This window comes from Spiroplasma endosymbiont of Agriotes lineatus (assembly GCF_964019485.1).
GTDB lineage: Bacteria > Bacillota_I > Bacilli_A > Mycoplasmatales > Nriv7 > Nriv7.
On record NZ_OZ026448.1, the window covers coordinates 979,350 to 992,151 of the forward strand.

Annotated in this window: 13 protein-coding genes and 2 pseudogenes; 2 read left to right on the top strand and 13 right to left on the bottom strand. The window is 24.3% G+C overall.

Features of this window, described 5'->3' with window-relative positions:
• Window positions 1-605: 605 nt before the first annotated feature.
• Window positions 606-1,301 carry a hypothetical protein gene (locus tag AACK93_RS06380; RefSeq protein ID WP_339024206.1) on the top strand — a complete coding sequence of 232 codons (696 nt, stop codon included), beginning with the start codon at window positions 606-608 and terminating at the stop codon, window positions 1,299-1,301.
• Window positions 1,302-1,322: 21 nt separating this feature from the next.
• Here the strand turns inward: AACK93_RS06380 and AACK93_RS06385 are convergent, their stop codons facing one another.
• The 11 genes from AACK93_RS06385 to AACK93_RS06435 form a co-directional block, all read right to left on the bottom strand.
• On the bottom strand, window positions 1,323-1,709 hold the full coding sequence (locus AACK93_RS06385) for an integrase core domain-containing protein (RefSeq protein WP_339024207.1): 387 nt from the start codon (window positions 1,707-1,709) through the stop codon (window positions 1,323-1,325).
• Window positions 1,710-2,481: 772 nt separating this feature from the next.
• Window positions 2,482-2,814, bottom strand: coding sequence for a hypothetical protein (locus AACK93_RS06390; protein ID WP_339024208.1), 333 nt, complete (start codon window positions 2,812-2,814; stop codon window positions 2,482-2,484).
• A 208-nt stretch (window positions 2,815-3,022) separates the two neighbouring features.
• The gene (locus AACK93_RS06395; protein ID WP_339024209.1) at window positions 3,023-3,406 is read right to left on the bottom strand and encodes a hypothetical protein; all 384 of its coding nucleotides are present in this window, start codon (window positions 3,404-3,406) and stop codon (window positions 3,023-3,025) included.
• Between the two features lie 3 nt (window positions 3,407-3,409).
• Window positions 3,410-3,655, bottom strand: a complete 246-nt coding sequence (locus tag AACK93_RS06400; RefSeq protein ID WP_339024210.1) for a hypothetical protein — start codon at window positions 3,653-3,655, stop codon at window positions 3,410-3,412.
• Between the two features lie 427 nt (window positions 3,656-4,082).
• Window positions 4,083-4,304, bottom strand: coding sequence for a hypothetical protein (locus AACK93_RS06405; protein WP_339024211.1), 222 nt, complete (start codon window positions 4,302-4,304; stop codon window positions 4,083-4,085).
• A 42-nt stretch (window positions 4,305-4,346) separates the two neighbouring features.
• On the bottom strand, window positions 4,347-4,523 hold the full coding sequence (locus AACK93_RS06410; RefSeq protein ID WP_339024212.1) for a hypothetical protein: 177 nt from the start codon (window positions 4,521-4,523) through the stop codon (window positions 4,347-4,349).
• Between the two features lie 147 nt (window positions 4,524-4,670).
• Window positions 4,671-5,189 carry a hypothetical protein gene (locus AACK93_RS06415; protein ID WP_339024213.1) on the bottom strand — a complete coding sequence of 173 codons (519 nt, stop codon included), beginning with the start codon at window positions 5,187-5,189 and terminating at the stop codon, window positions 4,671-4,673.
• A gap of 536 nt (window positions 5,190-5,725) precedes the next feature.
• The gene (locus tag AACK93_RS06420; RefSeq protein ID WP_339024214.1) at window positions 5,726-6,007 is read right to left on the bottom strand and encodes a hypothetical protein; all 282 of its coding nucleotides are present in this window, start codon (window positions 6,005-6,007) and stop codon (window positions 5,726-5,728) included.
• A 184-nt stretch (window positions 6,008-6,191) separates the two neighbouring features.
• On the bottom strand, window positions 6,192-6,377 hold the full coding sequence (locus tag AACK93_RS06425) for a hypothetical protein (RefSeq protein WP_339024215.1): 186 nt from the start codon (window positions 6,375-6,377) through the stop codon (window positions 6,192-6,194).
• Window positions 6,378-6,639: 262 nt separating this feature from the next.
• Window positions 6,640-6,879, bottom strand: a complete 240-nt coding sequence (locus AACK93_RS06430; protein WP_339024216.1) for a UPF0236 family transposase-like protein — start codon at window positions 6,877-6,879, stop codon at window positions 6,640-6,642.
• A complete protein-coding gene (locus AACK93_RS06435) occupies window positions 6,824-7,558 on the bottom strand; it encodes a UPF0236 family transposase-like protein (protein ID WP_339024217.1) in 735 nt (244 codons plus the stop codon). The genes AACK93_RS06430 and AACK93_RS06435 overlap by 56 nt, the downstream gene beginning before the upstream one ends.
• A 242-nt stretch (window positions 7,559-7,800) precedes the next feature.
• On the opposite strand from AACK93_RS06435, the pseudogene AACK93_RS06440 reads away from it, so the two are divergent.
• Window positions 7,801-8,917 (top strand): annotated as a pseudogene (locus tag AACK93_RS06440) (IS3 family transposase).
• 237 nt (window positions 8,918-9,154) lie between these two features.
• Here the strand turns inward: AACK93_RS06440 and AACK93_RS06445 are convergent.
• Window positions 9,155-9,508, bottom strand: a complete 354-nt coding sequence (locus tag AACK93_RS06445) for a hypothetical protein (protein WP_339024218.1) — start codon at window positions 9,506-9,508, stop codon at window positions 9,155-9,157.
• A 2,132-nt stretch (window positions 9,509-11,640) separates the two neighbouring features.
• Window positions 11,641-12,755, bottom strand: a pseudogene (locus tag AACK93_RS06450) (IS3 family transposase).
• Between the last annotated feature and the right edge of the window lie 47 nt (window positions 12,756-12,802).

Sequence of the window (12,802 nt, forward strand, 5' to 3'; positions counted from 1 at the left end):
TTTTTATATTCCTACTTTCTTGATAATTTTATCTTATTTTGAAAGTCCACATAAATATGGTCCAACTTATTGTAACCTATCCACTTCAAATAATTTATAAAAACCAAATGTGCAAAACATCTGTGGTTTCTACATGAAATTTTCATATACCACAGATGTTTTGCATAATCAAGAAAAATATTAAAAAAGGATAAAGATTTTTAATTTAATTTTAAAGATAGTTTAGAATTAAATTTCTTAAATGTAAGAAAATCAAAATTAATGTAACTTTTTTAGTTGCATTTTTTTATGTCTTAGAAAGGAATTTATTTAAATAAAAGTGGTTGGTTAAGAATATAGAACATTATTGCTACCGCGATATTTAAATCAAATGCTTAATTAAAAAATTAAAAATCTTAAAATGATAAATTAATAATGATTAAATTTTATTATGTAATAATGTCTAGTAAAAAAAAGAATTTTTCACTTTATTTTATATTAAAATAAAAATGTTTTTAAAATATTAAATTAATTAGTAAGGAAAGAAGGAATGTTAAGGTGAAAAAAATATTAATTATTGGTTCAGGAATTGTTGGTTTTTAACTTACAAAAGAACTATTTAAGATATGAAAAAATTATTATCAATTTTAGGAATGACTAATTTTATAGTAATGGGAACAAGTTTAATTATTTCTTGTAGTAATAAATTAACAAAACCAATAGAACAACCAAAACCAATAGAACAACCAAAACCAATAGAACAACCAAAACCAATAGAACAACCAAAACCAATAGAACAACCAAAACCAATAGAACAACCAAAACCAATAGAACAACCAAAACCAATAGAACAACCAAAACCAATAGAACAACCAAAACCAATAGAACAACCAAAACCAATAGAACAACCAAAACCAATAGAACAACCAAAACCAATAGAACAACCAAAACCAATAGAACAACCAAAACCAATAGAACAACCAAAACCAATAGAACAACCAAAACCAACTAATGAGTCATTAACTGATAATAAAATTAAGATAAATAACATATTTGTAAAAAATCCATCTAATGTTACTCAAAAAGAATTAACTAAAATATTACTACCAGAAATTACAAAAAAAATTAAAGAAATTAGTAATTCAATAAATGAAAATCATATAAGTTTTGTTTTTAAGGATGTCTTTTTAAATGAAAATAATATAAATTTAAAAGAAAAAAAGGACATTAAAATTGATCTTTTAGTTTTAACAAAAGATAAAATGAATATAATTCATTACAAAAATATAATTATTATCCTTCCAATTTTAGAAAAAATATAAGGAAAATAAATTAAGGGAAAATTAATTTATCAATTTTTGTAATGTTTGAAATGGTGATTTATTTTGTAATGCTGAATGACAGCGTTGAAAGTTGTAAAAATAATAATATTGATTTAAGAAGTGTTGGAGTTCATTTTGATTTAGTTTTTTATCTTTAGCATAAAATAATTTGGTACAATATTGATGGAATGGTTCAATTTTCCCATTGGATTGAGGCGGGCTAATTGGCGTCATCTCGTGAATGATTCCGTTTTTTGAAAGAAGGGTTGTAAAAGGCCTTTCTTTTATCTTATATTCATTTTTATTACTTCAATTATTAGTAGTAAATTCAGGAGCATTTATCAGTACGAAGGCGTTTAATTGTTGTGCCAAATTCGCCAAAATCTTTCATTGCTCTTTGCAAGGCATTAATCGCATTGTTAGTTCCTGAGCCATCATAAACATAACCAAATAATATCCGTGTTATTTCGTCAATGAAATCATAAATATAATATTTTTTATCAACCGGAAAATTTGATGTGGTAATGATTTTAGTATCTATTTTTAAAAGACCGATATCAGATACTTCATCTTCATAACGCTTAAAAGGCGTTTAGTTTGTTTGATTTGTTATTTTAATTCTTTTCAACGAGGGTCAGATTTAATTTAACGATAAAAAGTTTTGATATTTTTAGGAACTTCTGAATTTTTAACATCGTGAAAACTAATTTTTAAATTGTTAAATAAAGACCACATCCCGCCAGCTTGAAGATTTTTGTAATCAAAATATAAATCACATACTTTTTCGTGAGAATTTAAACTATATTAATAATTAAGATTTTGTGGTTTTGTAGTTTTAAACAATAACAAATCTAAATTGTCAGAATAATAAGCGGTCACAATTTTTTGTGCCCAACGATAAAAAGTTTTCGTTGCATTCTTAAAATATTTTTTAATAAGTTTTGTTAAAGTAGTTTCTTCAATATAAAAATAAGTACATAAATTTAAATAGACAGTAATGCGTTTTTTAGTTTTATAGTAAGTAATAAGGATTACGACAATTAGCATTTAATCAGCTTTGGGTTTTTGATTTTAAATCTGCTAAATCAGCTTGAAAAATAATATATTTCATTTTTTTAAACTCCTTAAATTAAGAAAATCGTATTTTTTAATACGATTTTCAAGAATATTTATTAAATTACTAATTTTTTTTATTAGGCACTTCCGCTGAGAATGAAGCGATATGAAACACTTTCGTGTTAAGGCCTTGTGGAACTTTCTTATTAAGAAATACTTTAAAATTAATTAAATTATCAATAAAATAAAATTCTTTAAAAGGCTTGAACTTATAAGAACCATTAGAACGATAAAAGTTATTAATTTGATTATAACCAGCACTATCTTTGTCAACAAATAATTGAAGGGCCGGCCTTTGGACAAAATCGCTATTATCTATTTGAATATCAAAGTCACTAGAAAACTTCAAATCAGTAGCATCAATTTCTAAATGATATGAACCCCGAACCCCGGCCACAACCGCTAATTACTCAAGAAATTTTACCAATCTTGGAAAACTTTAATTCACAACTTTCACCACATTGACTAGGATTTATGGCCCGTTCTTGTCGTTTCATAAAGAGGAAATGCTCCATATTAGGTTTTAGTGGTTGTTTTGTATCAAAGAACGCCCCCAACGGCACCAAACCAATAAACACTATAAAATAATAAATCAAGAAATAATTTTATCCATCTCATCACGCCTTAAAATTCTTTTTTATCGCTTTAAAAGCATCAGAAAATTTATATTGATTATGTTGTGGACATTCACAATTAACAACTTGCATTTGATGCTTTCTAAAAATTTTATTAAAGTAATAACTCCTAATAATTAACTTAATACCAGTTATTAAGAAATAAATAATTAATAATCAAATATAAACATTAAAAAATACACTTTGAAAATTTAATGGTATAAAATCTTTAAAAAATTTATCCCCTTTAATTTGAAGGACCGTTAAAAATATTCAAATTATAATAATAACACTATGAAGTATAATAAAAAAATGTATAAAACCTAAAACGCTTTTAAATCATTTAATACCTAATATTTTCTTTAATTTTTTCATTTTTTAACTCCTTAAAATTAAATATATTGTTGATAAAATACAAAGAGTTCCTAAAATTTGAAAAATCGGATGTTGGAAAAATAACCTTATCATTGGTTTAAACAAATCTAAAATTTTAATATTAATTGATAGAACTTTATTAAAATATTTTAAACCATCACACACATATGCTCACAAACCTAAAAAGTCATTTAAAGCAAAAATAGAAAAAACAGAAACAAAAATAAATAAAATTATTAATTTAAACATTTTAAAAATTTACCTTTTTATTCGCCGTCCATGTTGGTTAACTCATGGTCTATTTTTAGGATTATTATCACTAAATTTCTTAATTGGACCACTAGATGGTCGCGTTTAGTTTTCTTAGGTATTTTTTAAAAAAGAAAAAATAATCATTTACTATAAATTATTTCAACATGCAAATTAAGCATATATTTCTTATGTGTGATTTCTTTTGTAAAAACTTATTTTAATGTTTTTTTATAAGTATTTTGCTTAGTTTTTATAACCTTTTATTGAGATTTTTTTTGTTAATATTAAATATTTTGTTTTGTTACTTATTTTTTAAATAAAATGATAATTAAATTGTCGTTGCTTCTCATTAAAAATTATTTAAACCTTTCCCCCGCCTAACAAAAATTTATTCGCCTCCGCTAGATGATTGTTTCTTAGTTTCTTAATTAGCAACTGATTTTTGGTATTTTTCACGAAAACCAACTTTTGGTCGTTCCATATGAATTCCTAAAATATCACCAATTACAAGATTTATCACAAGCGTAATTAGCGGAAAAATAATAATACGAATATCTGTCCCCGGAGTGGTTAAAGTTCAAATTAAATCAAAAACTTTATAAAACATATCGCCAATTAAACTAGCAATTTTTTCTAAGTTTTCCATTTTTTAAACTCCTTTACTTGTTTTTCTTCTTCAGATTATTTTTTAACTTAGTAAGTAAAGTATCTTAATGAATTTTTCCATTTTTAAATATTCTAACGCTTCAATATCCATTACATTATCATTTCAAAATTTATGCTGATAATTATCATTCAAAGCACGATTACTTAATTCACGCAAGAATGATAAATATTTATTATCATAAAGGTTTAAAATTGACATCGGAATTTTCAATTTAAAGAAACAAATGTCTAATTCCGGAATACTACGATACTTGATTTTGCAACCTTTTTTATCATTTTTAGCATTAATCAGAGTTAATCGTCATTGTTCGTATTCGCTTACCGATTTAAAAGTGCCATAAATAAATTATAAATAAGGACGAAAAATGCTAACCGGTTTTTTTCTAATGCCAACAATTATTGAATTCGCAATATCACGAACTTTAACTCATATATGATCAGCTCGTTGTACGCTTGCTAATACGATATGGGTAAATTGTCGAGCCGAAGCAAAATATTCTTGTAAACCTTGAGTTACCCTATCATTTTCTTTATAGTCAGTTCCTTTTAAAAATAAGTTGGTTTCATCTCATAACAGTAAATGCTTTTCTTCTAATATCGGATAATTATAATCTAATAAAGACATATGCCCTAATGAAAGCATTTGTTTATCAGTAATCGGAAAAGTAGAAATTGTTTTTCAACCACTCAATAAGTAAGAAGCTAAAACTATTAAAGCAGTTTTTCCAGTTCCTAAGGCACCAATTACTAAATTTAGAGGCGAATTTAATAAGAAATTAATAAAACTTCAACGAGCAAAGAAATGAGAAATTTTAGTATACAAAATATACAAAGCAATTAATAAATAAATAATATCAAATAACATTCGTCAACTCTGAGGATTATAATAATGCAAAATCGCACCATAGAGAATCACGCAATAATAAATAAAGTGCGATTTAAAGCGACAAAATCATATAATCTTAAATTTATTTTTTAAACAATAACATCACTTAAATCACACTTTCTTTATTTTTATTACTTACGGTCAATATATTCGTAATATTATTATGCCTTTAGAACGTATCAAAACAAACAACCTTAATGCTGGCGGGTTTAAAAAATAAAGGTAATTGTGATACAAAACTGCTTAATAGTAATATTCGTGCAAAATCTAATGTTATTCGGAAGGCATAATAATATTACGAATATATTGACCGTAATAAATGGTTTTCATATAAAAATCAGTCGGATTTTGAGGTTGTAAATTCATATTTTATGCCCCCATTTTAGATTTTCACCAGTTGTGTTATTTAATCAAGTAATAGTCGGCTTCGCCGGCCAACCCGCTAGCGGGCGGAGCATACGCCTTCCGCACCGCTTCGCAGACCAAATATTTATCAATTAACTGGACAAGTTTTTTTAATTTTTTGATAATTCAATTTTTTGCAAGTTAACTATTTTAGGATTTTTATCAAAAGTTAATTCGCAACTAAAAAATGATTTAACATTTTCTTTTAACAATTTATAAATTTCTTGTTGTTCTAGATTGTTATCATCAATTCATAAGGCTTTTTGTTCGCCAGTAGGCTCAAATAAATAATTTTCATAACGCAAAAATTCGACAGAATAACCCGACATCACAGAACCATCTTTATTTTTAAATACTTTTCTTTTTATACTAACTAATTTAATTTTAAACATCACTTATTTTTTCCTTTCAAATTTAAAATATTTTTAATACAATTAACAAATCCTTAGTTATCCACATTTATTTCCTTTATAAATGTTGAACTTTTAATAGTTTTCCACAAAATTTAAAAATGGTTGCGTTTAGTTTTCTTAGGTATTACTTTGAAAAAGTAAAACAATCAGCTAATTAATTATATTATTTAATTACTAAACCAACCACACCTTTCTTGTTATTGTCATTTTTATTATTATATTTATTTCATAATGAAGTTTTATATATTTCTTTTCTGATTTCTATTTCTGAATTAATACTTTCATTAATGTAATGTAATACATTTAATTTGTTTAAATTTGCCATTCTTAAATGTAATAGTTTATTCAAATTCTTATGATGATATATTTTTACTCCATATCCTAATTGTTGTTTTACTAAATGCGATACGTCACTTTCAATGCTACAACCGATATTTCATTCTAAATTTTGATGATGAATACCTTGCTTATTATTACTAAAATAATTACTCTCCCTTCTTAAATTTGTTTTAATATCTTTATTTAACTCATTTTTAGCAACATTACGAATGGTTTTGATTAATTCTTGATGGATTTTCCATCCTTATATAATTTAATTCAACTATTTAGTGTTACTTTGCGATTTTCAAAAATAATATTAATGCCGTTTGCTGTAATTTTTTAATAGCGTGATAACCATCTAAAATATATCTAACATTACCAAAACTATTGGCAATTTCTCTAATTCAAGTATCGCCATCACCACAAATAATTATTTTGTCATAATTAATATTTACATAATATTTTTGTAATTTTTTAATTAATAAATCACGATAATCCATTGTATTTATTCGTTTGCCAACTTTTAACATTAGAAAATGACCTCGTTTTATTTTCTAATTTTCTACGAGCATTTTTGTATTTTTTTTCTTTATGTCCGGTATGAAAAGTAACTAAACGAATTCTCTGGTCTTGTTTAACTTTCTGATCTAATGTCGCCAAAAATTTTTCATCTAGTTGAATATATAAATTCTTATTTTTGATATCAATTTTAGTTTTAGTTTCTTTTTCTGCTAGTTGAAAATATTCAGCAATATCGTATTTATTTAAAATGCTTGAAATACTAGTTTTTGAAATATAACAATGATTTAGAGCATCTAAAATATCACGATAGCGTTTGCCGTCACCCAGAAGACTTAAAACTTTAAATTGGACATCAAAATAAATGCGTTGTTTGAGCAATAAACCAATTTCTTTATCTAACAAACATACATATTCAAATTTACCTGATTTTTGATTTCAATATTTATATCGGCGTCATTTAAAAACAACTTCACCAAAAATTGTAATAATTGTTCTTGATGCAAAATTAACCACTTTATAACCTTGTTTTAAGCGATAATGATATTTATATGAAGTATTTTCATCTAATTTTTCATATTCATTAGCTAGTTGTTCGCATTTATTGGTGTACATATTTTTATGGGTTGCGAATAAACTGAATCAACGCTTGTTTTCTACGATTTTTACATTATTATTAATTTTTAACATAAAAAATCACCTTTCTTGGTAATAATTTTAACAAAGTTAAATTTTGTTAATTTATTTTTTCTGTTTTAATGATAATTTTTTTTCTAGAATTAGTATTCAATATCTGGAGGACGCATAAAGTTTTATTATGTAGGAAAAGGTTTAAATAATTTTTAATGATGAATAGGCTACAATAAGTTGGACCATATTTATGTGGACTTTCAAAATAAGATAAAATTATATAAGAAAGCAGGAATATAAAAATGGGCAAAAATTCATATACAGATGAATTTAAAAAACAAATTGTCATGCTATACAAAAATGGCAAAAGTGTTAGTGTTATTAATTTAGGGAAAGAATATAATTTACCAAAACCAACTATTTATAGTTGAGTTAAAAATTATAATAATTCTGGTTCATTTAAAGCAAAAGACAATCGCAAACTAGAAGAAAATGAAATAATAACTTTACGAAAAGAACTTAAAGACTTAAAAATGGAAAATGACATTTTAAAGCAATTCGCACTGATAATGGCCAAAAAATAACAATAATTAATAGCAATAAGAAAAAATATTCGATAAGAAAAATGTGTAAATTATTAAATATTTCAAAATCCAATTACTATTATCAAATTAATAAATACACAAGGAAAATAGTGAATAATTATAATCAAGAAATTATCAGTGCATTTAACGAAAGCCGCCAAGTCTATGGAGCTCGAAAAATCAAAGTAGTATTATAGCTCATAAAAGTATTAACCTATCTAGACGCAAAATTAGAAAAATTATGAAAAACAATAATTTGATATCAAAGTACACAAAAACAAGACTTAAATGCAAAAATATTCAAGTAAATAATGATTCAGTAAATAACATTGTAAACCGAGACTTTAATAATAGAAAAATAAATGAAATTATCGTTAGTGACTTAACTTATATAAAAGTGGGTTTTAAATGATTTTATGTATGTCTCCTAATTGATTTGTATAATCGCGAGATTGTTGGTTATAGTTGCGGACCAAATAAAAATACGGAGTTGGTTTATCAAGCTATTATGCGAATTGCTAGATCATTATCAAAAATTGAAATATTTCATACCGACCGAGGTAATGAGTTTAAAAATAATATAATTGATCAATTATTATCTACATTTAAAATTCAAAGATCATTGAGTGCGAAGGGTTGTCCATATGATAACGCAGTTGCTGAAGCAACTTATAAAGTTTTTAAAACAGAATTTATTAATGGTAGAAAATTCAATGATCTTGCGCAATTAGAACTTGAATTATTTGATTACATTAATTGATACAATAATCTTAGAATACATGGCAGTTTAAATTATTTATCTCCAGTTACTTTTAGAAAACAAATGTCTATATAAAAATTGTCCTAAAAAGGGTTGCCAATCCAATTTTCCAAATAAAATGATAATTAAATTGTCGTTGCTTTTCATTAAAAATTATTTAAACCTTTTCCTGCCTAACAAAACTTTATGCGCCCAAACAAACTAAGTATTTTTTTCATTCATTTTTGTATTTCCTTTCTATAATTTTGACATAATAAAAAACAGCAACTTTATTTTAATTGCTGTTTATTTTTAAGGTATATTTAATTTTTACTAAGGTAATAACTTTTTATTATTTTTCATTTTTAATTTTTTAATAATAAAATAAATAGAAAATAATGTAATTGTCAATAATATAGCAATTATAATAAAACAAATTAAATTTGTTTTTCTTTTTAAATATTTTTTTTCTTCTAATGATAAGATATCTGTTCCTCAATAACTTATTATTTGTGTTTTATTTTTTTTAAAATGAATAAAACAAAAACAATGCAAAGCAAAAAATAATAATATTAATGAACTAGTTACTATTATTTCTGTTTGTAAATTTTTTATTTTTCCTATTTTTCAAAAACCTAAATAAAAAATATTTTCATTATTAATATACTGATATTGTAATCATACCAATATAGACAATGCAATTATACCAACTATATAAGAAAAACTGCAAAATCAATTAGCAATAATTTTATATATAATACTTTTTTTATATACACTATATATAAATTCTGGAATAGTATTTTCATCATTTTTTAATCATAATTTATATTTTTTTGCTTGTTTTTTTATCATTGTTAAATTAAAACAACCATATATAAATAAAAGAAAAAAAAATATTAATAAAAAAATTAATAAAAATGGATAGGGAATTAATTCTATTTCTAGGGATTTAACAATCTTATTAAAGATAAAATTAATATTTGTATTTAATTTAAAAATTTTGTTTTTATAATCAATATTATAATATAAAAATAAGATAAAAGATAAAAGTAAAAGTAAAAATAAAGAAAATAATATTTGAAAAAACGAAAATACTTTAATGAAAATAATTTTATTTTTAATAAATCTAGGAATTGTTTTTTTATTTTCAAAATAATTCATTTATTAATTTAACTCCTTTTACTTTTTATACCTTTTCTTATTTTCTTGTTGTCTGACACTACCATTAATACAAACTTGACATTTTTTTGATAAGTAAACTTGACAAGAAATACATTTTAAACAACTTCTACATCTTTGAAAAGAACCTGTACAAACACGACAAGTATAGCAATTATGAGATCCATCAGGACAACAAATTTCTAACATATTTTTCTCCCTTTACATTTAATTACTTTTACTAATTTATTCTTTTTCATTTGATTTACTAATATTTTCAATATTGTCTGTTTTATTTTGTTCTTTATATTTAAGTTTTGAAAAGCTTTTTTAATTTCTTGAATTTCATTATTATCATTATTTTTTAATAATTCAGGGTGACACTTTTTATAACTTAATTTAAAATGTTTTTTAACTAAATCAAATAATATCTCACTTCTATTACTTCAACCTCAACATCATCACTAATATTAACAAAATCTCTAATATTTTTTACAAAAAAATCTGAAATTTAGCTGATATAGATTAAACCTGTTGCACCTTTTAATTCACAAAAAGCATCATCATGCGGGGTAATGTTTGTTATTTTAACAATAACTTTATTTCCTTTTTCATACATAAATAAAATATATCTCCTTTTCTAAAATTAAATTTTGATAAGTTGATATTTGATACATTTTATCTTTCTCTATTTACTTCTTTTAATTTTAGTTCCATTTCTAAGATTTCTTTTTTTAATCTCAGGTTTTTATTTTCAAGGGTTAAATCTGGTTGCTTTTCTTGTTTTTTTGTGTTTCTTTTTCTTTGAGAGATTCCAATTCTGCTTTTAATTTAGCAATTTCTGATCGTTGTGTAGTAATATTTTCTTCATAGTATTTTTTTTAATTTATAATTTGTTTTAGATGGTTTATTTATTTTATTTCATTTTTTTATTTTCACTATTTTTTCAAATTTCATAATATTCTATTTTTTGTTTATAAAGAGTTAATTTACTTGTATCTTCTTCCAATTCTTTTTCTCTGATTTGAATTCGATATTCTAGAAAGGGGGGGCCAGGCAAGGGGATGGTCTCGCTCTTTTGTGGGTGTCGTATTATTTTCGTGCTTTGTCTCATTTTGATTGATCAGCATTTTTGGGATGAATATTTTCAGCACTAATATATGAGTTTTTAATCATGGGTATTTAGCGGTTATTGGAATATTTTTCTCAAACTTTTCTAGAAATCACTCACATGACATTATTTTTTTATTATCATTTAATCTGTCATGTTAATGCTTAAAGCAATGTGAAGAATGAAGAGAGTCCCCAATTGCATCTAAAATTGTGATATAAATTTCGGTTGTGAGACCTCGGTCTTACATTTTGTCAACGCGTTCTCAGTTGACTTCACAACACAATAATCTTCTTCATAGTCCATAATTTTTCACTCCTTTTAATCAAATTAAACCAAATTTATAATTTTTGTCAGGTATTTTTTATCTATATTTATTTTTTCTTTTCTTGTTTTTTGACTACTTTTTCATCTCATTTATCTTTTCTATCATTTTGTTTTATAATGTGATTACCAATATTTTTATTCAGTTTATCTTTTTTTTATAAACTTTTTTAACTGGTTTATTGTGTTTTATTTGTTGGAATGGCAACCATTTTTAGGACACTTTTTATGTAGACTGCCATTTTCTAAATTCAACGGGTGTTAAATAATTTAAGCTACCGTGAATCCGAATATTGTTGTATCAATTAACAAAATCAAATAGTTCGTATTTTAATTGTGTTAAATTTTCAAATTTTTTACCCTTAATAAATTCCGTTTTAAAAGTTTTGTAAGTTGTTTCAGCCACAGCATTATCATAAGGACAACCTTTATCTTTATTGCTTAATGATCTTTTAATATTAAAGGTTATTAAAATTTCATCAATGATTTTATTTTTGAACTCATTACCACGATCGGTATGAAATAAAGTTATTTGCTTTAATGGTCGTGTTATCCTTATGAAAAGCTTGTTGAACTAGTTAAGTGGTTTTGTTTGGCCCGGCATTATAGTCAATTACTTCGCGATTAAACAAGTCAATTAATAAGCAAATATAATGTCATTTCCCATCAACTTGCACATATGTTAAATCACTAACAACAACTTCATTGGATTTTTTGTCATTAAATTCACGATTTAAAACATTACTAATTTGGGCATTATTAACTGTTATTTTGTAATTATGATATTTTAATTTGGTGTATTTAGAAACCAAATTATTTTTGATCATAATGCATCTGATTTTTCGTCGCGATAAGATGGTATCTTTTCTTATTAAAACAGCTTTAATTTTACGGACCCCATAAATTTTGCGACTTTTATTAAATGCACTGATAACTTCTTGTTCATAATTATTAACTTGCTTGTTAGTGCATTTATTAGGTTGATAATAATATGTTGATTTTGATAAACCCGAAATCTTACATATTTTCCTCACTGAATATTTGTTTTTGTTGTTATTAATTATTGTTATTTTTTGGCCATTATCAGTGCCGCTTGCTTTAAAATATCGTTTTCCATTCGTAATTGTTTTAATTCTTTTCGTAAGTAAATTAATTCATTTTCTTCATTACTTTGATATCTTTTGCTTTAAAAGAACCAGAATTATCGAATGATTTTATTCAATTATAAATAGCAGATTTTGAAATACCCTATTCATTAATAATTTCAATAATGATTTTCCCGCTTTGATAAAGCATGACAATTTGTTTTTTAAATTCATCTGTATATGAATTTTTGCCCATTTTTTTATATTCCTACTTTCTTAATAATTTTATTTTATTTGAAAGTT